14 protein-coding genes are annotated in these 22,678 nt (G+C 49.3%); 8 read left to right on the top strand and 6 right to left on the bottom strand.

Annotated elements, in window-relative coordinates:
• Nucleotides 1–96: 96 nt before the first annotated feature.
• Nucleotides 97–861, bottom strand: a complete 765-nt coding sequence (tpiA, locus tag NT073_RS03675; RefSeq protein ID WP_297368952.1) for a triose-phosphate isomerase — start codon at nt 859–861, stop codon at nt 97–99.
• A 236-nt stretch (nt 862–1,097) separates the two neighbouring features.
• Here tpiA and NT073_RS03670 point away from each other — a divergent pair, with 236 nt between their 5' ends.
• Nucleotides 1,098–2,363, top strand: coding sequence for an aspartyl protease family protein (locus tag NT073_RS03670; protein WP_297368950.1), 1,266 nt, complete (start codon nt 1,098–1,100; stop codon nt 2,361–2,363).
• Nucleotides 2,364–2,408: 45 nt separating this feature from the next.
• On the opposite strand, the gene NT073_RS03665 is transcribed toward NT073_RS03670, so the two are convergent.
• Complete coding sequence (locus tag NT073_RS03665) at nt 2,409–3,443, bottom strand: ATP-binding protein (protein ID WP_297368946.1); 1,035 nt, start codon at nt 3,441–3,443, stop codon at nt 2,409–2,411.
• Nucleotides 3,444–3,546: 103 nt separating this feature from the next.
• Nucleotides 3,547–4,254, bottom strand: coding sequence for a response regulator transcription factor (locus NT073_RS03660; RefSeq protein ID WP_012930069.1), 708 nt, complete (start codon nt 4,252–4,254; stop codon nt 3,547–3,549).
• Between the two features lie 298 nt (nt 4,255–4,552).
• On the opposite strand from NT073_RS03660, the gene NT073_RS03655 reads away from it, so the two are divergent.
• Nucleotides 4,553–5,704, top strand: coding sequence for an AI-2E family transporter (locus tag NT073_RS03655; protein WP_297368939.1), 1,152 nt, complete (start codon nt 4,553–4,555; stop codon nt 5,702–5,704).
• A 121-nt stretch (nt 5,705–5,825) separates the two neighbouring features.
• Here NT073_RS03655 and NT073_RS03650 read toward each other — a convergent pair whose 3' ends face one another.
• On the bottom strand, nt 5,826–6,455 hold the full coding sequence (locus NT073_RS03650; RefSeq protein WP_297368937.1) for an LON peptidase substrate-binding domain-containing protein: 630 nt from the start codon (nt 6,453–6,455) through the stop codon (nt 5,826–5,828).
• A gap of 22 nt (nt 6,456–6,477) precedes the next feature.
• A complete protein-coding gene (locus NT073_RS03645) occupies nt 6,478–7,263 on the bottom strand; it encodes a nicotinamidase (RefSeq protein ID WP_297368934.1) in 786 nt (261 codons plus the stop codon).
• A 218-nt stretch (nt 7,264–7,481) separates the two neighbouring features.
• Between NT073_RS03645 and NT073_RS03640 the strand changes: the two genes are divergently transcribed.
• The 3 genes from NT073_RS03640 to NT073_RS03630 all read left to right on the top strand — a co-directional run bounded on the left by NT073_RS03640 (nt 7,482) and on the right by NT073_RS03630 (nt 14,880).
• Entirely contained in the window at nt 7,482–8,837 is a 1,356-nt protein-coding gene (locus NT073_RS03640) for a hypothetical protein (protein WP_297368931.1), read from the top strand.
• Between the two features lie 67 nt (nt 8,838–8,904).
• Nucleotides 8,905–9,735, top strand: coding sequence for a 50S ribosomal protein L11 methyltransferase (gene prmA / locus NT073_RS03635; RefSeq protein WP_297368928.1), 831 nt, complete (start codon nt 8,905–8,907; stop codon nt 9,733–9,735).
• A gap of 57 nt (nt 9,736–9,792) precedes the next feature.
• Nucleotides 9,793–14,880, top strand: a complete 5,088-nt coding sequence (locus NT073_RS03630; protein WP_297368925.1) for a hypothetical protein — start codon at nt 9,793–9,795, stop codon at nt 14,878–14,880.
• Nucleotides 14,881–15,125: 245 nt separating this feature from the next.
• Here NT073_RS03630 and NT073_RS03625 read toward each other — a convergent pair whose 3' ends face one another.
• Nucleotides 15,126–15,566, bottom strand: coding sequence for a hypothetical protein (locus tag NT073_RS03625; RefSeq protein ID WP_297368922.1), 441 nt, complete (start codon nt 15,564–15,566; stop codon nt 15,126–15,128).
• Between the two features lie 201 nt (nt 15,567–15,767).
• Between NT073_RS03625 and NT073_RS03620 the strand changes: the two genes are divergently transcribed.
• The 3 genes from NT073_RS03620 to NT073_RS03610 all read left to right on the top strand — a co-directional run bounded on the left by NT073_RS03620 (nt 15,768) and on the right by NT073_RS03610 (nt 22,606).
• Complete coding sequence (locus NT073_RS03620; RefSeq protein WP_297368919.1) at nt 15,768–16,697, top strand: CPBP family intramembrane glutamic endopeptidase; 930 nt, start codon at nt 15,768–15,770, stop codon at nt 16,695–16,697.
• Between the two features lie 111 nt (nt 16,698–16,808).
• Nucleotides 16,809–18,548 (top strand): GMC family oxidoreductase, encoded by a 1,740-nt coding sequence (locus tag NT073_RS03615; RefSeq protein WP_297368917.1) that lies wholly within the window; start codon nt 16,809–16,811, stop codon nt 18,546–18,548.
• 281 nt (nt 18,549–18,829) lie between these two features.
• The gene (locus NT073_RS03610; protein WP_297368914.1) at nt 18,830–22,606 is read left to right on the top strand and encodes a two-component regulator propeller domain-containing protein; all 3,777 of its coding nucleotides are present in this window, start codon (nt 18,830–18,832) and stop codon (nt 22,604–22,606) included.
• The last annotated feature ends 72 nt before the right edge of the window (nt 22,607–22,678 follow it).

Raw genomic sequence — 22,678 nt, 5'->3', positions numbered from 1 at the left:
AATTTTGAATGATAGAATGTGTGAATGCCTTAATAAGTGGCGGACTTGTGCTTATCATTGAGGCATTCGCACATTCCATTATTCGCTCACTGAAGTTTATTGCGCTGCTTTTACAACGGTCAGGAAGTCGCGGGATTTGAGCGATGCGCCACCAATCAGGCCACCGTCAACGTCGGGGCGGGCGAACAGCTCTTCGGCGTTCTGCGCGTTGGCACTGCCACCGTAAAGGATGGTTGTATCCTGCGCTACCGCGTCGCCGTATTGACCGGCAATGTGCTGGCGGAGTTCGAAGTGCATATCCTGTGCCTGTGCCGACGAAGCCGTCAGGCCGGTACCAATCGCCCAGATGGGTTCGTAAGCGATCACAACATTGGCAAACGACTCGGCTGACAGATGAAAAAGGCTTTCCGTAATCTGATCTTTTACGAAGGCAACATAATCACCGTTTTCGCGAAGATCGCGCGATTCTCCGCAGCAGAAGATAGGCTTCAGTCCGTTTTCGAGCGCGATATTTACTTTTTCGGCTAGTTGAGCGTTGGTTTCGCCGAAATACTGCCGCCGTTCGCTGTGGCCCAGTATAACATACTCAACGCCGATTGACTGGAGCATAGGGGCCGAAATCTCGCCCGTATAAGCACCGGATGCTTTCTCGTGGCAGTTTTGGGCACCCAACGCAACCTTGCCTCCATCGGTTACGTATTGCCGGGCGGTAGCCAGATAGAGCGCGGGTGGGCAAAGGACTACTTCAACATCACCCGTTACTTCATCCTTAACCATATTAATTACCTCCGATAGCAGGGCTTTTGCTTCTTCGGCTGTCTTGTTCATTTTCCAGTTTCCAGCAACGATTTTCTTCCGCATAATCAATTAATAATGAGTTCAGAACCAATAAATAAACCCCTTGAAACAGTCGTTTCTTTGTCAATTCGGGGCGAAATTAGAACATTTAAGCCGAACACTTGGTCCGTGCAGTTACTAAAATTTGTCTGAACCCCTATAGAGCAGCTAAACCGTTCGTAATCAGAAAAAACCAATACGTAAATTCTTGTGTTATTCGGATAAAAAAATGCGTAATTTTAATGTAAGACAACTTCTATATGAAAACGCTGGTATTGATAATCGGGCTACTGTGCACCTACGCGGTTACGCGGGGCGACGATCACCAGCAGGGAATACCTGACAAGGAGCGTTATGGATTTTTTATCACCGGAAACCGGACATGGACCCGCATTCCGTTCCAACTGCACTCGAACCTGATCATCGTTCCGGTACGCGTCAACGATTCCGACACGCTGCGCTTCATTCTCGATACGGGGGTAAGCAATACCATTATTACCGATCCGAGCGCCTTCGCCAAAAAGCCGCTTACCCTGACCCGTAAGGTGAAAATCAGCGGAGCTGGTGAAGGAGGTAGTCTAACAGCCTCTATAGCCATCGATAACACGTTGAGCATGGGCGGACTTAGGGCCGCACACCATAATCTGGTTATTCTGGACGAGGATGTTTTGAAACTGTCGGAGTATGTAGGTACGCCAGTACATGGCATTTTTGGTTACGAAATCTTTGCCAACTTCGTTGTAAACGTTGATTTCCAGCGCCGGGAAATAACACTGGTGAAGCCCGAGAAATATACATACCGGAAACGCAAAGGTGATCGATACCCTATTACCATTCAGGATACCAAAGCCTATACCGATGCCCTGTCGGTGTTTGACGGCGAAAAAAGTCTGCCTTTGCGCGTGGTTCTAGATACTGGTGCCGGCCATGCGTTGTTGCTCGACCGTTCGCGAAGTACGGCCGCTATGCCTATGCCTGCTAAAAGCATTCGGGCACAGTTGGGCCGGGGCCTCAACGGCGTTATAAACGGCGTTATGGGTCGAATCCAGAAGGTGCGGTTTGGTAAGTATGAACTGGATAATATCCTGGCCTCTTTTCCGGACAGCATGGCCTTTGGTATGAAACTGGTCGATATGCCCGAGCGGCAGGGCAACGTAGGCTGTGAGTTACTGCGTCGCTTCAACGTTACCTTCAATTATACCGACCGGTACATTGTCATGAAGCCAATTAAGCGGCTTATGCGCGAGAGTTTTGAGCATGACATGAGCGGTATGGAGCTTCGTGCCAAAGGCGAGCGGCTTCGTAACTATTATGTCGACAAAGTCGTTGACGGCTCCCCAGCCGATATGGCCGGTTTAATGGAAGGAGATGAAGTTTTATTCGTTAATAATAATTCAGCCAATGATTTGACGGTTAGCGATATATACAAGATTCTTCAAAAGGGGGAAGGGAAAGAAGTCTCTATCCTGGTCCGGCGAAACGGACAAATCATTGTAACTAGCTTTGTACTAAAACGACTTATCTGATCGGTAGCGAGGGTGGTGTGTCGCAGCAGCGTACCACCCTCGCTATTAATCAACTCGCTCCAGTTTGAACCGGAAAGTGGTTCCTTTATCAACTTTGCTCATTACGGATATCTTCGACTTATGGGCGTTCAGGATGTGCTTCACGATGGCTAATCCCAGGCCTGTGCCGCCCCGGTCTTTAGAGCGGCTTTTTTCTACCCGATAAAAACGCTCGAAAATCCGGCTTAAATGTTCGGGAGGAATGCCGGGTCCATCGTCGCGAATGGAGACGAGAATGAATTTTTTGTCTTCTTCCAGATTGACCTGCACATGCCCGTTTTCATTGCCGTATTTAACTGCATTTTCGATAAGGTTGGTCATCACCTGTAGAATACGCTGGGCATCGGCCTTTACCCAAACAGGGCCAGGGGGTGTACTTTTCAGCACAAGCGACGTTCGCTTGGCGTGGGCAATTTTTTCCAGCTGTTCAAAAATTTCGTGCGTAACGTGGGCCAGGTCGACCCGGTCGAAGTTCATTTTCACTTCGCCCGTTTCCAGTTGCGAGAGCGCTACCAGATCTTTCACCAGCGCATCGAGCCCGTCGAGACTTTTGGCGGCTTTGGAGAGAAATTTGTCCCGAACCCGTTCGTCGTCAACTGCTCCGTCAATCAGGGTATGAATAAAGCCCTGAGCGGCAAAAATGGGCGTTTTTAATTCATGCGATACATCGGCCAGAAACTCCCGCCGGAAAAGCTCCAGGCGTTTCAACTCATCGATTTCCTTCTGCTTTTTGGCGACATAGACGAAAATCTCGTCGTTCAGCTTTTTAAACGGGTTCGTGTTTTTGATGATTGCCTTCCGCGAGATGTTGAAGTCGCGGATTTTCAGTTTGTGAATAGTCTTGTACATCTTGTTCACTTCGCGAAATACAAGCAACTCAATAGCGTACAAAACCAGAAAAAACGAGATGGCAAACGATGAAAGACCCGCTACAAAAAGAATGTTGATGGTAGCCCCGTCGACAAACGACAGAAAGATGAGCGTCATAGCCGAAATCAGGCAGGCCAGCAGAAGCGCAATAATACGGGGGCTTAAGGACATGTGTAAACGGTAGAAAGGTGAAAGAGCGAAAGGGTGAAAGAGCGAAAGAGTGAAAACTAGCTTAAGCCGATTTCACCCTTTCGCTCTTTCACCCTTTCGCCTTTTATTCTGGCTGGTCGGTAAACATATACCCCACACCCTTTAGCGTACGGATGTGCGTATCGCCAATTTTTTCGCGGAGCTTGCGGATGTGTACGTCTACCGTGCGTTCGAGTACGTAAATATCCGCCCCCCATATTTTTTGCAGTAACTCCTCGCGGCTGCACACCTTGTTTGGGTGCTGAGCGAGGAAAAATAACAGTTCAAATTCTTTTTTGGGCAGAATGACCTGTTTGTCGTTTTGGCTAACCGAATAATTTTTGCGGTTAATGAGCAGGTCAGCAATCTGAATTTGCTCGCCGGGATCGGCTTTCTGAGCTTCCCGACGGAACAGAGCGTTGATACGGCTCATCAGCGCACGGGGCTTGATGGGCTTGGTAATGTAGTCGTCGGCGCCAACGTCGAACGCGGCTACTTCGGAGTACTCTTCCGAGCGGGCTGTCAGGTACAGAATATAGGTCTGGCGCAGTTCGGGAATGTCGCGAAGCTGTCGGCCAGCCTCAATGCCATCCAGATGCGGCATCATGATATCCAGCAGGACTAATTCGGGCATATACGTTCTGGCGACCTCAAGGGCTTTTCGGCCGTCGGTTGCTGTGCGAACATCGTAACCCTCCTTAGATAAGTTATATTCGAGCATCTCTAGGATGTCGGCGTCATCGTCAACGACGAGAACGCGGTGTAAAGGTTGAGCAGCTTTAGCAGCACTCATACGAAGTGAAGTTGGTAAGAATCGTTTATCCGTTGGTACGTTTATCCCATATCGGCAGGCCGAAGTTACGTGGCTTATCCGCAACGTTATCAATCAGGAATGCATACTTAACAAAAACTTAACAGCTATTTCCTAATTCGAACCCTCGCCTGACGGTTGATTTTGAGTTCATTAATTCCTCATTAAGCTAAGTAAACGATCTAAACAAAGCGAAAGATTACGGGTTGGTTACATCGGTAAGCTATCCAAATTTAAACGAAAATTACAATTAAACTACTGAGTTGTTTTTACTTGCATTATGAATATTCGCTCCCGGGAAATTGAGCTCCCATCGTACGCAAAACTTGTTTGCGTACTGCTGTCGCTGGTTATTATTATATATGGCTTACATGAGTTGCAGGGTCTGCTGATTCCACTGGTTTTTGCTATCCTGTTTTCTGTTTTACTGTTTCCGCTGGTGCAGCGGCTCGAAAACTGGGGCGTTCCAAGAATATTAGCCATTGTTATGTGCCTGTTACTGGCTCTGGGGGCGCTAACGGCCTTATTCTGGGGTGTATCCGTCCAAATCAGTAGCTTCTCGGAAGTGATTCCGCAGTTTGTAAAGCGCGGAAGTCAATATATTGATAGTATTCAGACCTTTGCCGACGAACAACTGAATATCGACCGGAAGCGGCAGGTAGCCGAAATTAAAAAGTACCTGAATCAGGCTCTAGCCGAGGGCGGCACCATTCTAACGACCACGCTGCTGGCCACCACCAGTATTCTGACGAACCTGTTTCTGGTTTTGCTATTTGCCTTCTTTTTCTTGCTTTACCGCGACTTCTTTCGCTCGTTCTTCTACAAAGTGTTCGACGATACCCGCCGGTCGAAGATCGACGACGTTATGAGTGGTATTTATGAAGTCGTTAAAGATTATCTAGCCGGTCTGGTACTGGTAATCCTGATTATCGGCACGTTAATGACGGTTGGACTGCTTATTCTGGGCGTAGATTATGCGGTGTTCTTCGGGTTCTTCGGGGCCTGTCTGGTGCTGATTCCGTACTTCGGTATTTCGATGGGGTCGTTATTGCCGGCGGCTTATACGCTCGTCACGCAGGATAACCCACTAAAGGCACTGGGCGTTATTGGTGTTTTCCTGTTCGTGCAAACGCTGGAGGGAAACTTCATCACACCTTACATCGTCGGCTCCAAAGTGAGTATCAATCCACTGGCAGCCATTGTTGTGCTGATTTTGTGGGAAAACGTATGGGGGTTGCCGGGCCTGATTTTAGCCTTGCCCATGACAGCCATTATAAAAGTTATTTTCGATTCTGTAGAGGCCCTCAAGCCATATGGCTTTGTTATTGGCGAAGCCGAGAAGCCGCGTCCACCCATCAAAAACCTCCAGGAGCTAGCTGACCAATTACCCAAACGAGCGAAAAAAGTCGGGAAAGTGGAGGAGAAAAATTAGGTTTTGGTGAAGTACGTGAAATGAGTGGAGTAGGTATAATAAGTGAAACAGTCAACAGAGGAAGTTGCCAACTACTGCACTCACTCCACCCATTTCACGTACTTCACTACTCCACCAACATCTAAAAATTCAACGGGTCCAGGTTCTTAAAATGGCCGTTCATGCGGATTCGCTGCTTGGTGCGCTCCATGTCCGATACCACCGGAAGTACGTTGTTGAGGTGCTGGATGAGAAAAAGCTGGCGTTCGGCTTCCGTTTCGAGGGTTAGCAGTTCGTATTCCTGCTCAATAGATAGCCCCACTTTATGCGCCACCTTATAAGATAGGTTCTCCGATGAAGCTGAGTAATCTGTTTCGATTTGTAGGAGGTTATACAATCGTTCAAGCCGTTCGACCAGGGCCGATGCGTGGGCGCTGTAGCTGTCGCCGGGTGGAAGTAGCTCCACGTCACCACCGGCATACAGTTTGCCGGGTATCGGATTCTCGAAGTTTACCAGCTTAAAAACGCCCAGGCCTTTCGATTTAATGTCCATTCGGCCATCGGGATAGCGTTTATGCAGCGTGGTTACGTGCATCTCGGTCCCGTAGCCGGGGAGCTTATTGTTTATGAAAGCCGGAATACCAAATGTCCGCTCTTCTTCCAGGCATTCGTTTATGAGCTGACGGTAGCGTGGTTCAAAAATATGCAGATTCAAATCCTCGCCAGGATAAACAATCAGGTTGAGCGGAAACAAAGAGAGCGTCTTTTCCATAGCGACAAAAAGGTAAGAGTTTTTAGTTAAAAACGGCGTCCGCTTTCAGAAAACGAACGTTTCTCGATTGAGCTTCGGCGTAAATCGGATCGGCAAGATAGCCAAGACCCGTTACATCCGACATGCAGTCGGTCACGATAACGAGTTTGGGGATGAGTTCCGGGGCAAAGTCCAGAATTTGTTTCAGGCTGTTGGCTACGCAGTGCGATTTTGCTTCTCCCAGTAGATAGACTGTATCGAAACGAGCCAGATCTGCAATAAGTGACGTGTTCAGCTGTGTTTCGGGTACGTTGGCATCCGGCACTTGCGCCCGAAAAATACCGAAGTGTTCCGACAGCGGATACAGTCCTTTTTGTACCGCTACGTAATCGAGGTCCCGCTTCCGCGACCAATTCTTGAGCGCGTCGAGCAATGTATCGTGCAGCGCTGCCCCACGCGAGCCAATCAAACAATGTTCGGGCCAGATAAAGTGGGCAAACTGACCATCGGCTTCGAGGTTGTGAATATAGTTGATCGCTTTTTCGGGTGAGAAGCGGGGAATCCATCGGCCTGCATCGACCTCGTCGCCCGAAATACGGGTGAAGGGGGCCGGGTGATTGCCCGACGCATCATGCCAGAAAAGCGGGTGCGAAATGTCGAGTACCTGGTGCGTGTCGAGCGTAACGACAATGTGGTCGATCTGATCGGCATGATTCCGGATCAGCGCCGACATGCGCTCAACATCCTGTTCTGCTCCGGGCACAAACAGAGCACCCTGTGGGTGGCAGAAATCGAACTGCGTATCAATTATCAGAAAGGCATTTCTCATGATTGGCAAAGGTATGGCGCACGCTAGTTTATGACCAGATACTGAAACTGAATTTTAATAGAAATAAACAGTTGTTAACTAATTGATAAGTTTTAGGCCGTCTTTGCTGGTATTTAAAGAAGATGGTTAGTTTAGCGTTATAAATTGCTGCCTCTGGTCGCATGATTTGTGTTGTCGTATGTCTTGTTTGTATACGGTCATCTTTGTTCTGTCTGCGTATGAAATTACTCTATCCATTCCTGGTTGTACTGGCGTTGATGCCAGGCGCTTTATCTGCTCAAGGCATCGTTTTTGAGGCAGGCAGTTGGGCTGATGCCGTAAAGAAAGCCAAAAAAGAGAAAAAACTGTTGTTCCTTCACCTCGATAATCCCGGGTGTGGAGGGTGTGGCGAAGTGGCATCGATAGCCTTTAAAAGTCCGTTGGTACGGGAGAAGTTCGCCCTTCATTTTGTGAGTTTCCGGACAAACGGAACAACGGGTATTGGTAAAGAACTGGTTGAAAAACTGCAGGTAGAGTGCACCCCTTCATCTGTTTACCTGGACGCCGATGAAAATCCGCTGGCTCGCTATTGTGGGACCACCACGTTAGACCGGGCGTACCTTGAAAAAGCCGAAGAAGCGCTTACCCGAAATAAGGAACGCCCGCTCAAAGCCATGACAGAGACCTACGCTAAAGGGGAGCGGTCATCCGCATTTATGCGTAATTACATTAACCGGTTGCGCGAATTGGGTTTATCGAACACAGAGCCTTTAGATGCGTATATAGTTAGTTTGCCGACCGATTCCCTGGACTCCGGATCGTTACTTCGGTTTGTTTTTGAACAGGCACCGGTAGTAGGCAGTATAGCTGATCGTATTTTTCGTCGGAACTATATGAGAACTGATAGTCTATACAAAGCAGTGGGCTGGAATAAAGCGGTTGAGCTCAATGGGCAGATAACCAACAATTCGCTGCGAAAAGCAATCAAGGATCACAATATCGACTTAGCCACCCAAACCGCCATTTTTAGACTAAGAACTTATCAAAACGACTATAAGAACGGAAGGGCTGCCCACGACTGGGTTTTGATGCGCTATTTTCGGGGTATTCAGGATACGCTTCAATATTTGCAAATGGCATCCAGCTATTTCGACAGGCAGTTCATGACTGCCCGGGTCGACTCCATTCAGAAACTGGACGAACTGGATAGTCAGCGCCGGATGCGGGGCGAGTTTACAGGACCGAATGGACAGGTTATCCGCCCCACCGCCCCCGGCCAGATGGTTCAGGTGATGGCCTTTCCAAACACTCAGCGATATGTGAGCGCACTCAATCAGGCTGCCTGGGAGTTTCAGGAATTAACGCGCGACCCGGTCTATCTCAACAAAGCCCTGAGCTGGTCGAAGCGAACGCTGGAGTACCGCGAAGATGGTAGCCTGCTGGATACCTACGCGCATATTTTGTACTGGCTGGGCCGCAAAGAAGAGGCTCTGGAATGGCAAACGAAAGCCGTCAAAAAAGAAAAAGAACGTAACTCCCCAATGGTAGGGTCGCTCGAAGAATCGCTGAAAAAGATGAAAGCCGGAACGTTGTGACAAAACCACATCGGTAGTTTCTAAAGGGGTAAGCCAAACAGCTTGCCCTTTTTCGTTACTTTGATGTATGAACTACATTGAACTACAACTCCGCCTGTCGCCCGACTATACCGATATCCTCACTGCCGAACTCGCCGAACTTGGGTATGAGTCATTTGTCGAAACCGACGAAGGGCTGAATGCGTACATTATAGAGCCTGATTACATAGAAGAGGCCGTTCTGGAATTGATTGCGAAATACGCCGGTCAGACTGCAATAGCCTACGAAGTCAATTCGTTAGAAAAGCGAAACTGGAACGCCGAGTGGGAAAGGGATTATGAGCCGATAGAAGTTGCCGACCAGGTCCGGGTCCGGGCGTCCTTCCACGAGTCGGATGCCCGGTTTCGTTACGACATTGTCATTAACCCGAAAATGTCGTTCGGAACGGGCCACCACGAAACCACCGCCATGATGATGGAACAGCAGCTTGGCCTTGATTTTTCGGGTAAGTCGGTGCTCGATGTGGGAAGTGGAACGGGTATTCTGGCGATTCTGGCCGCGAAGATGGGGGCTGACAACGTACTGGCATTTGATATTGAAGAGTGGGCCGTTGAGAACGCCCGCGAAAATGCTGAGCTAAACAGTTGCCCGCAAGTCACGGTGTTTCAGGGGACGATTGCTGATGTCGACTCCACAAATCAATATGAGATTGTGCTGGCCAATATCAACCGAAACGTTCTACTGGCCGAAATTCCCACCTATACAAACTTGTTAACACGAAACGGCCAGTTGGTCGTCAGTGGGTTTTATGAACACGATGCTGCCGATATTGAGCAAAAAGCCGCCGAGTCCGGACTGGCATTGACAAATCGGCTAACAACGAATCAATGGACTTCTTTGTCATTTAATAAACGCTGATGGGAAGGTAAACCTGTAAGGTCTCTGAGACCTTATAGGTTTACCTTCCCATCAGCTATGAGCTATATGAATCGGATACAGTACAGCCTTATTGTTGCTTTCATGAGCATCACCACCTCCTTTGGGCAGGCGGTTCGGCTTTCGGATAAGCCTGATCAGTTTATGCCCGAGGTGCAAAAACTGATGGCTACGGGCGGGCCGGTGGCGGTGCGGGCGGGTACGAACCTGCAATCGCTCTGGTCGGAGAACAAATTGTCGGCGCAGCAACAGGAGCGCGTGATGGCACTCAGCCGGAAAATGAACCAGAAACGGCTTCCGGCAGCGACCCACTTTACGCCCTTCTTCGAGTCTGTTTATCTGGCTGCTCAACAGCCGTCGGGTGGTAATATCGATGGGATTCTCACCATTGCCGAAAAACTGTTCGACGCCAACGATCCTAAGACCTTCGCCCGAAGCCTCGAAACGACCCGCCGGTTTATGGAGCGCCAGGAGTTGTACGCCGGTTCGTATAACAAGCTCTACGCGCTCGGTGGCTCATACCAGTTCCGGTATGTCGACAATGTACAGATAGCCAACAAACCCGACGCCATCAAAACCCCCACCGATTCGATTGCTGCCGCCAAAGCAGCCGCCGAACGGTCCCGCTTCGACGGCTGGGACACGCCCGCTGTTGATTCCACCATGCCGCGCCAACTGGGGCCGCAATACATTCCGCAGCGTCGGCCCATTCCGTCGGTTTCGGGGGCTGTTATTAGCCTGAAAGATGTATCCTTGGCCATAATTGCCAATGGCGATTCGGCTGTGCTGGCGAATACAAGTGGCGATCTGATGTTGAAAGATGGCACGCTGATAGGGCAGGGGGGCAAGTTCACCTGGGCCACCGCCGGTCGGCCGGATATTTTCGTGACCCTGAGCGATTATGCGCTCATCACCATGAATCCGCGTCTACAGGCCGACGATGTAATACTGACCTACGGTAACAGCAAGCCTATTAAAGGTGTTTTTGAATACGTCAGTAAGAAGAAAGGCGGTCCTGTTACATATCCGCGCTTTATGTCGTGGCAAAACGATGTTAAACTGCCCGATCTAGGGCCTGATATTGAGTACCGGGGCGGTTTGGCGCTGTCGGGCACGCAAATGGTAGGGGCTTCGGCCAGTGGACAACCCGCTCAGATTACGGTAAAATACAATGGTAAACCGGCGTTTAAAGCCAGCAGCCGCCGTTTCGATTTTAACGTGAGCGATACGACCTCTTCCGTAACGGCCGGTGGCCGACCGGATTCAACACAGGCTGGACTGGCCTCGTCGGGCTTCAACACCACACCCGAACCGGCGAAATCGCCAACGGGAAAATCGCTCCCCATGATTTCGGCTAACTCGGCCTCGTTTATCGGTTATGTCGATACCGATTCCGTTTCGCATCCGTCAGTGAGGTTTCGGTACGATAAAAATCAAAAGATCGCCTGGCTCGACCGTGAGCAGCGCACCGACTACGCCCGGGTTCCCTACGCCGATTCGTACCACAAATTTTACATCATGCCCGAAGTGGTGCGCTGGGATCTGCCACGCCGGAAAGTGGATTTTTACCAGGTAGGTGCCAAACGCGAAATACCCGTTCGGTTCGAGTCATTCGATTACTTCCACCCGCAACGCTACGCCGACCTGACCGTCGATTACGGGTTTCACCCGCTGCAAATTGTGGCGAATTACATCTCAACTACAAAACAGCAGTCTTTTCTGGACGATGACATTACCCGGTTTGCCAAAAATGTAAACCCGACCTCTCTGCGAGGGGCTTTGGGACGTATGGTGCTGGAAGGCTATATCGACCGCAATCCCAATACACAAGAGATGCGCCTGAGCCGGAAAGGGTATCTGTACGTACTGGCCTATACACAGAAACGTGACTACGACAATTTTCAGGTGCAATCGCTGTTTTCGTCGAACGACAGCACCAAAAATGCAACGATCAATCTGGACGATAAAGTCCTGACCATTCGTGGCGTTAAGCAGTTCACACTATCCGATTCGCTGAAAATTTTTGGCTATCCCTTCGATAAAACCCTTCGGATAGGCAAGAACCGGGCTTTTACCCTGAATGGTCAGGTAAAAGCCGGTAACCTTCGCTATGCCGGTCGCGACCTCAAATTCGACTACGAGAAGTTTGGAATGACACTCAATAAAATCGACTCCATCACCTTCTCGTCGCAGAAACTGGCGGCTCAGGGAAAAGAAGGCGAAATAGGGGGCGATATCAAATATGAGAATCCGGGAATGGTTTATCTGGGTGGGGCTGATAATAAATCGGGCCGTATCGCGGGCAAGAAGACAACCCAACGGCTGGTCATGCCCGAGGGAATGACCGTTTACTTTAACCAGCCCGTTCGTGGAAACACCACTTATAATCAGAAAGTATATTTCAAGATTCCGGCCATCGACAACGACAGTTTAGGAAAAGGGGATATCTCCTTCATGGGTACTTTTTACTCTGATGGTATTTTCCCTCCGTTCAAGGCCGAGCTGAAAACCATGCCCGACAATACACTAGGCTTTGTCCACAAAGCACCGGCTGCGGGTTATCCGGTGTACAGTGGCAAGAAAGGAGCTGCTCCGTCGACGGTGAAGTTCACGGGCGAGCTGACGATGGATAAGAGCGGGCTTCGGGCGGAGGGCATTCTGAATCACCTTACCGCCAGTCTGGATACCAAGGGTATCTTGTTTATGACCGACTCACTGCTGGCATCGGGTGAGAAAGGCGAAATTAAAGAAGGGTTGATCGGTAAGCCCGGGGGGGCGTCTGCCTACTTCCCGCAGGTTCAACTGAATAATTACAGTCTGAAGTGGTGGCCTAAAGCAGACAGCATGGTTATCACAACTCAGAAGAATAACTTCAACTTCTACAGCGCGACCACCAATCTCGAAGGGGGACTTGCCTTACGGTCGACGGGTTTGTTTGGCAATGGAACCCTGCGCCGGAAAGACTCGGAAGCCGTTTCGGGGAGCATCAAGTTCAACAAAGAAGGCTTTATTGCCACCAACGCTCAGTTCAAGATTCTTCAGGACAAAGAAACACCCGGTACACCCGTCGGCAAACCCGTTCTGCTGGGTAACGGCATCGATGTTGATTTCAATCAGACAAAAGGTATTGTTGGACTGGCCATCAACAAGCGCGAAAGTCTGGACGATACCGTAAGTGCCAGCATGGAATTCCCATTTGCGGCCTATAAAACCAGCATCAACCGGGCGCAGTGGAACATCAACGCCAAAACGATTGCGATGAAAGGCGATGTGAAAACCTCTACGTTTACGGCTACAGCCGAAGAGCAGGAGGGCCTTACCTTCAACGCGTCGGGGGGGCTGTATGATGTGGAAAAGCGAACGCTGAATATTAGTGGGGTGCCTTATGTAACATCGGCCGACGCCCGCATTTATCCCGACAAAGGGCAGGTGGCTATCCGGCGTAACGGCGAAATGATAGCCCTCAAAAACGCCCGGCTCGAACTGGACACAATCAGCCGATTCCACCGGCTCAAGAACGGAAATATTCAGATACTCTCCCGGACCAAATTTGCGGGCGATGCTACCTACCAGTTCGCGACCGCCAAAGGCGATACGGCCAGTATTAAAATGGGAAGCTTTGAGCTTAAAGAAGCCCCCGCTGGAGCCGTTACCAAACCAGATGCCCCATCGCTGACCGCCGATACGAAGAAAGCCGGCCGGACAGCTACGCGTAGCAAACGAAATGCTAACGCTAAGCCCGTAACGACTTATTTCACCGTAGCCCGCGCCGAAGTGGAGGAAGAAGACAACCTGCAACTGGCCCCGAAAATGCTCTTCAAAGGGGCGATTACCATGCAGGCTCCCTCGCCTGACCTGGCCATGGATGGGTTTATTAAACCGGCGCTCAAAAAACGTCAGGACTTGGTTGGCGGCTGGATTCCGTTCAAGGAAAAAGTGGAGGAACGGCTGGAAGTGAAGGTAGATAAGAACCTGAAAAATGAAGGTGGGCAGCAGCTGGTAGCCGGTATTCATTTCCGACTGGGAAACGCGGGTCTGTATCCAACCTTCCTCTCACCCAAAGAAGACTCGAAAGATGATGACCTGTTTACGGCAACGGGTATCATGCGATACGATGAAAAGGACAAAGTATACCGGATAGCCTCCAAAGGCAGTGATTTGTCCGTCGAATCGTCTGTAAGCACCGCGCCTGTTGTTGATAGCACGAAAACAGATAGCACGGCTACAGTAGCGGCTGTCGAAGATGAAGTCGAGAACGCCTTTACGTTCAATGATGCTCGTGGTCTGATGACCTTTAAGGGGAAGATGAACCTCATGAATTCGGGGCCGCGTGAGTATTTATTGTCGTCGGGTTCGGCTCGGGTCAACATCGACAGTAGCCTGTACCGTTTCAATACGTTGCTGGCTTTTGCCTTCCCGGTTCCTGATCCGATTACGGCGCTTATTTCGGACAAGCTGGTCAAGACAAATCTGGAAGAGAAGAACGATGAAGCGGCCGATGATGACCTGAATCGGTTGTCGGATAAGCTAGTGCCCTTAATTGGTCAGCAGGCGGTGGATGCTTATCGGCTTAAAGCGCAGAACCAGCACGTGCCACTTGGTCAGGCATCGCCCAAATTAAATGCCATGCTGGTACTGGCCAATGCGAACCTGCGCTGGTCTACCAAATACAATGCGTTCTACAGCGTAGGGAAGCTGGGCGTATCGAACATGATGGCCACCGACGTAAACGCCCAGATGGACGGCTTTATAGAAATCAGAAAGACGGGCAACGGCGACGAAGCCAGCATTTACCTCGAATCGTCGCCCGATGTATGGGTGTTTTACGATTATAAACCAGCCAGTACACCAACGGGGCTGGGTCAGTTGGCCATTGTCACATCCGAGCAGGATATTAACGATCGCTTACTGGCCGGGTCTAAAAACTCGGGGAAAGCGACTATTGAGGTCGTGGCGGCAACGGCCGACGAGAAAGCTTTATTTGTAGACCGGTATCTGGATCAATACAAGACGAAAACCAAACCAGTACCGAAACCAAAGCCACAACCTGGCCAGAAAGTAGCGAAGGAAGAGAAGAAGAAAGACGAGAAGAAAAAAGATAAAGAGGCTGAAAAGGAAGGGTTCTAATTCTTTTCCTCATCTCAGGCAAGAGCCACCTTGCTGCTCATTCCCTAAGTTTGTGTCCTTACTACAGACAGTTCTTGTTGTAGCAAGCGCTTACTAACGTGAAATAAGTCTGTGAGGACACAAACCGGGCGGGTAAGGGAATCGCTCCCCCTTCCCGAGGTTGTGTCCTCGCAGATCGTTTAACCGGATGGTTTCTGAGCGGTAAGTCTTTACCTCAGCAGGGTAAATGGCCCGTACCGCTCAGGTCAATCTTTCGACTGTATGGCCTGATAGCCTACATCTTTGCCGGGTACGACGGCCCCATTGAAAAGTTTGTAATGCTCAGCACCCTGTTTAGGACCGTACATCTTCTTAATGAGCGATTCAATATCATAGTCACCGCCTTTAATGTAAGGGTCCATGATAAACAGGTAAGTGAAAGTGCCGTCGGCGTTGGCTTTCGTTGGGTGCATCACCCGTGTTTGCTTAAACACCCGTTGCTCACCTGCCGATAGTTTTTTTGCGCCCGGCCAGAAGATGTCGTGTACGAAGTGCTCATACTGCTTTTGTTTACCGGCTTTAACCGGATAAGCCCAAACATGAACCTCTTCGCCGGGCTTAGCCATTGCGCGTGGAGTAGTCTGTGCATAAACGAATGGAGAGATCAATAAGGTAATCAGGGCAAGCAAGGCAGTGGGTTTTTTCATGGTAAATTGAATCGGTAAGAGTTTTGGTAAAGGACTGTACTAAATTCATGTTGAAACAAGGGGAAATATCCCGTATTTACATGGGTGATTTCCCTCTTAATCCATGTGACAAAAAATCGGCTGTCTAACCCTGATAAACGAATAAAGTCTTGTTACCTGGCTTTGGCAGGGAAAGTCGAACGCCTATCGTATGATTAGTACATGAAAGCCCTCTGGCGCGACCTGCGCGATCATATCCGCACCGACTTTCGTCTCGATCTCTACGCGGTCACCGCACTCTGGGTGGCACTACTCCTTGCCGTCAATTACTACTTCGACTTCGAAGACCACTACATCAACGCGCATCAGGGCAAGCCAATATGGCCGGTTCTGTATTTTTGCCTGTACACTACGGCCTATTACGTCAGCGTCTGGCTCTGGACTTACTTTCATGACCGAACCGATATCTGGCGCAGCCGCGAGTTCTGGCTGCGAAGCGGAACGGCTCTGGTTTGCTACTCGATCTACGCGGGATTTTATGCACACAGCAACTGGAGCCGACAGCTGTTTGATGGGCAGATCTATGTGTTTGCTTATTACTGTCTGCATAATTTACAATCTGTGCTGACGATTGTGCTGCCACTATACCTGTTTTATGCGTTGGCAGACCGTTACCGATCAGGTTTTTACGGCATGGTACCGAAGCGAGAGGGACTGGTTCTTTATGCAGTCATGCTGGCGCTGATGATTCCGCTCATTACGCTGGCATCCTTCCAGCCCGATTTCCTGCAATCGTACCCAACGTACCACGATACCAGCGCCAACGAGTTTTTCGGCGTGCCCGAGTGGGTAACCGCGCTCGTCTACGAGCTTTGTTATGGTTGGGACTTCGTGCCAACGGAACTGCTCTTCCGGGGCTTTCTCGTGATTGGTATGAGCAGAATACTGGGAAACGGAGCCGTTTTGCCGATGGTGATCTGGTATTGTTGCATTCATTTCGGGCGGCCGTTGGGCGAAGCGGTATCGTCGTTATTCGGTGGCTATTTGCTGGGTGTTCTGGCGTTAAGCACGCGCAGTATCTGGGGCGGGCTGCTCCTTCACATAGGTATTGCGTGGGGCATGGAAATTGCCGCATTTTTGCAAAGTTGGTAAGCCGGTCGTCCTGGTGGGGCGAAGCACCAGTTACTTACTATACACCCGACCGGGACGGTCAGCACTACAATAGCACCAAATACGTTCTATACTAACCATAACGTTGACATCATGACCCATTCACGCAAATCGCCCCAACCGCCCATTCCGCCCGGCAAGAAATTCGATGCAATTGTTGTTGGGTCTGGCATTAGTGGCGGCTGGTCGGCGAAGGAGCTTTGTGAGAAAGGAATGAACGTGTTGCTGCTCGAACGGGGACGGATGATTGAGCACGTGTCGGATTATCACACCGCCACGATGAATCCGTGGGATTTTCCGCACCATAATCAGGCGATGCCACTGGATGAACTGAAAAAATACCCTGTACAGAACCGAACCGGCTTTACCATTACAGAAGCTACCCACCAGCACTTTGTCAACGACCTGGACAATCCATACGTCGAAGAAAAACCCTTCGACTGGATTCGGGGGTATCATGTCGGGGGGAAGTCGCTTATGTGGGGGCGTTACTCGTTTCGCTTCTCTGACCTCGATTTCGAAGCCAACGCCAGAGAAGGTATTGCAACAGACTGGCCTATTCGCTACAAAGACATAGCTCCCTGGTACGATTATGTCGAGAAGTTTGCCGGTATTGCCGGAGATCGGGACGGCCTGCCACATCTGCCCGACGGCCAATTTCAACCCGCCCTGCCCGACAATTGCGTCGAAGCGCATCTGCGTAAAGCCGTGAATGGAATGTTTCCCGACCGGAGGGTGATTTCGGCGCGGGCTGCTCACCTGACTGCCCCTACCAAAGAGCAAACAAGTCTGGGACGTGCCAAATGCCAGTTCAGGAACCTGTGCATACGCGGCTGTCCGTATGGTGCCTATTTTAGTACGCAGTCGGCTACGTTACCTGCTGCCCGCCGAACAAAACGCCTTACCGTTCGGCCGCATTCCATTGTCAACTCCATTATTTATGACGAAAAAACGGGTTATGCGACGGGCGTGCGGGTTATCGACGAGCAAACGCACGAATGGCACGAATTTAAGGCCAGTATTATTTTTCTGAACGCATCGGCGCTGGGGTCGACGTATATCCTGATGAACTCCCGATCGAACCGCTTTCCGAACGGAATGGACGACAGCGGGCAACTGGGCCGGAACCTGATGGACCACCATTTTCACGTAGGTGCCACGGCCGATTACGAACATGATCTGGATAAATACTACTACGGTCGGCATCCGGCGGGGCTGTATATTCCGCGTTTCCGGAATCTGCCAGGACACGAAAAACAGCCGTTTAAGCGTGGTTACGGGTTTGAAGTGTATACCAACCGTGAGAACTGGGACCACGCTTACCACGACGAAGGATTCGGGGCTGATTTTAAAGAAAAAGCCACACAGTTTGGCAACTGGAAAATAACGCTCGACGCCTTCGGCGAATGCATGCCGTACGAAGACAATCGCGTTTACCTGACAAATGACGTCACCGATAAATGGGGGCAGCCCGTCCTGAAAATGGATGTTCACTATCGTGAAAACGAAACGCTCATGCGGAAAGACGCCAAAGAGCAAGCCGTTCAGATGCTTGAAAGATCAGGCTTCTCGAACATTAACGGCTTCGACGCTCAGGCTCATCCGGGGCTGAGCATCCATGAGATGGGTACCGCCCGGATGGGAACATCACCTAAAAATTCGGTCTTTAACAAGTTCAACCAGCACCATCTTGTCAAAAACGTATTTTGCACCGATGGGGCTTCCATGACTTCATCCCCCTGTCAGAACCCATCACTCACGTATATGGCTTTATCCGCGCGAGCGGCTGACTACGCAGTAAAAGCATTGAAACGAGGTGATATAAAACGATGATCAGTAACTTTATCTTAAAATACTTTGATTATAATATATATAACTATGCTATATTTATAAACGTATATACTATTTGTGGATATATACCTAAGCTTGATTAACCCTGTTGTTGCTCTTAAAGCGTGTAGTTGGTGTTGAAGAGCGTGTAAACCAAGACTAGGGTCTCATAAAGAATAAATTGGCCATACAGGACAAAAATGGTCAACAGAGAGTATACAGATCATCTCTGGTAGAGTATGGAAAGACGCTTACAACCACACTATCTATAGCCGATTTAAGTAATGAAAGCAACGCTTACTGCCGCTGTCATTTGGTTGTGCATTAGTAGTTTGAATGTGTTCAGGCTACAAGCACAAGGGCTGACCTTTAGCCATTTAACGACAAATCAGGGGCTTTCTCAAAGCCATGTCTGCGCCATTCTTAAAGATAAAAAGGGGTTTATGTGGTTCGGTACTGAAGACGGTCTGAATAAATACGATGGGTATACGTTTACGCATTACAAAGAGGAGCTCGACAATAAAAGCAGTATCTGTAACAGCTATGTATTGGCCATGCTGGAAGATAAGGCCGGAAACCTCTGGATTGGTACTTCGGGTGGTTTAGATCGGTTCGACGGGGTAAAGAATAAATTTGTTCATCACCCGGATGGTACGCTGAGTTATAGTATTAATGATATTTTCCAGGATAGTAAAGACAGATTGTGGCTGGGTACCGATCAGGGTTTATTCCTGTTCAATTCGCAAACGGGGACTTATAAACCACATCAACAGATCAATCGGGAATTACGTAAATATACTACCTATGTCAGCCGGGTTTTAGAAGATAACAACGGTAATTTATGGGTTGGAACCGAAAAAGGCCTGTATCGGTACACTGCTGCCACTAACCAGATTGTCCGTTATTCCAAAAAGGCGTCGTCGACAACCAGTATACAGTCCGATTGGATCAAGGAATTATATAAAGATGGTACCGGCGCTATCTGGATAGGAACGGATGGGGGCGGGCTATCGGTTTACGATCAAAAAAGCAATTCGTTTCGCAGCTTCCTGCATAACCCACTAAACAGCCGTAGTATCACCCATAACGATATTCTCTCCGTGATGGAAGATCGGAGCGGTAACTTGTGGATAGGTACTGAAAACGGGGGCATTAGTATATACGACAAACGAACAGATCTATTCACAACCTATCAGAACAATCCCGATGACAATGGTACGCTGAATAACAATTCGGTCTATTGCATTTATCGGGATAATGCAGATAACATCTGGATTGGCACCTATGCCGGGGGCGTAAATTTTGTGCCCAGATTTGGTAGAAAGTTTGACTCTTACCGGCAGATTGCCAACGATCCCCGAAGCCTGAGTAATAATGTTGTATTAGCTATTTGTGGTGATCCGTCGGGAAACGAAAATTACATCTGGATCGGCACCGATGGCGGAGGACTAAACCTGTTTGACCGAAAGACAAAACGCTTCACGCAATACAGACACTCCTATAAAGATCGGAATTCGATTAGCAACAACCATGTCATATCCGTAATTCGTGTTGCACCCGATGTGCTGGGGCTTGGGTTTCATAATGGCGGCTTTGACTTTTTTAATGTTAAAACCGGTATTTCCAAGCATCATTTACCCAAAGCAAATGATAGCCGGAGTCTGTCTATTTCCGATGTAAACAACCTGTTTAAAGACCGGGACGGGAATATCTGGGTAGGTACCTGGAAGGGCGGACTTAACTTCTACAACGTCAAGGATGGTACGTTTACTCATTATCGTACAAATCCTGATGATAAAACAAGTATTAGTGATAATATAGTAACGGCTGTTTTTCAGGATACTAACGGCGACATTTGGGTAGGTACGTACAAAGGGTTAAATCGGCTTGATCGTGCGCGTAAACGATTCACGCGGTATCAGCACGATCCGCAAAACAAACACAGCCTGTCCAATGATAATGTGCAGTCCATTCTCGGAGCCGATCATGGTAACTTGTGGATAGGTACCGTGGGTGGTGGTGTAAATTATTTTGACACAAGTAAGCAGACGTTCAAAGCCTACACCGAAAAAGAAGGACTGGCCAGCAATATTGTTTTTGCTATCCAGAAAGATCGCAAAAATATTCTTTGGCTTAGTACGAATAACGGCCTCTCCCGGTTCGATCCCCGAACGAAGACGTTTCAGAATTTTGGGCACTCCGACGGATTACAGGGAAACGAGTTCAGGGATAATTCCAGTTTCCAGACCACGGATGGCCAACTCTTTTTCGGCGGTGTGAACGGGTTCAGTACGTTTCATCCGGATAGCCTGAAAAAGAATACATTTATTCCGCCGGTCTACATTACCGATTTCCTTGTTTTTAACAAACCGGTTTCGGTTGGCGATAAGCACGAGCTGATTCACAGTCACATCAGCGAAACAGACCTGATTACCCTATCGTATAAAGAATCCGTATTTACCTTCGAATTCGCTGCCCTCAATTATACCGTCCCCGAAAAAAATCAATACGCTTACAAGCTGGAGGGGTTTGATGCAGCATGGAATTATATCGGTACAAAACGGACCGCAACCTATACGAACCTCGATCCCGGCACCTACACGTTCCGGGTGAAAGCCTCCAATAATGATGGGCTGTGGAATAGCAAAGGAACATCACTAACAGTTGTTATTATGCCCCCTTTTTGGCTTACCTGGTGGTTTAAAACGCTCATGACCTTGTTCTTGCTGGGAACACTCTACGGCGTATACCGTCTGCGGGTCAACCGGATAAAAGCGCAACAGGTTTATTTGCAAAAAGAGGTACAGGCACGTACCAGTGAGGTATTGCAACAGAAGCAGGAGTTGCAGGATCAGGCACTCCACATGCAGTTGCTCCAGCCAAAGGTAGAACAGCAGGCTGCCCAGCAGCAATTGCAGGAAAGTGAACAGCGCTTTCAGGAAATTGCTGAAAATGTTGACGAAGTATTCTGGATCCATTCGGCCAAGCCGTTTCGATTGCTGTATGTAAACACGGCCTTTGAACGAGTTTGGAACACGACCCTTGAGCAATTAAAGGAGAGGCCGCTTTCGTTTATGGAAACCGTTCTCGCCGAAGATGTACCGGCGGTACGGGCATTTATGGAACAATATAAGGCGGGTATAGATGGAGAGTTATATTGTAGATTACAGACTAACGATGCGCCTTTACGCTGGCTGTTGATTCGTAGCTTCACCATCCGTGATGAAGCGGGTAATGCGCTGCGTCATATTGGAATTGCCAGCGATGTGACCGTCCAGAAAGAAAAAGAGTTCGTTCTTCAGAAGTCGCTCCTGCGGGAGCAGGAGTTAAACCAGCTCAAGTCTCAGTTTGTCTCAACGGCTTCTCATGAGTTCCGTACGCCGATGACTACTATTCAGTCTAGTGTGGAACTGATCAAGCTGTATCTCGACGCGCCTGCTGCTACTGCCCGGGCCTCCATCCAGAAGCACCTGGGGGTAATTGAAAAGCAGATCGCCCAGTTTAGCTCGCTCCTGACCGATGTATTAACCATTGGTCAGATTGAAGCCGGAAAGATAACATATGCTCCCCGCGCAGAAGATGTCGTTGGTCTTTGTGAGACCCTGATCGACACGCACTTCAGTGAACGGGCCGATCACCGAAGCGTTCGATTGCTTATTGAAGGAACGCCCCGGTGGGTGAATCTTGATGCCAAACTAATGACGCATGTGCTGATGAATCTGCTGTCGAATGCCTTTAAATTCTCGGTTACTACATCTCCTATCCTTCGTGTCATCTTTTCGCCCGACAACCTGATCTTACAAGTGATCGATGCTGGTATAGGCATCCCGGTTAAAGAACAGACTTCTCTGTTTCAGGCTTTCTTCCGGGGGAGCAACACCAACGGCATACAGGGTACCGGCCTGGGCCTTGTTATTGCCCGCCAATTTGTGGAATGTCATGGTGGGACTTTAGACGTCGAGAGTAAGGAAAAAGTAGGAACTACGTTCACCATAACGTTGCCACTGGCAGTTGGGGAGCCGGTACGTCAGGAAAATGCACCAGAGGCATTGACGAGTTAAGTGTGGATCTAATCAGGCAGATACAGCTAAGCCTGTCCGTTTTCTTCATAGCCGCAGGAGGCAGTAATCGGC

The organism is Spirosoma sp., assembly GCF_026391055.1.
Classification (GTDB): domain Bacteria; phylum Bacteroidota; class Bacteroidia; order Cytophagales; family Spirosomataceae; genus Spirosoma.
This window is presented reverse-complemented; position numbering and strand designations above follow the sequence as displayed.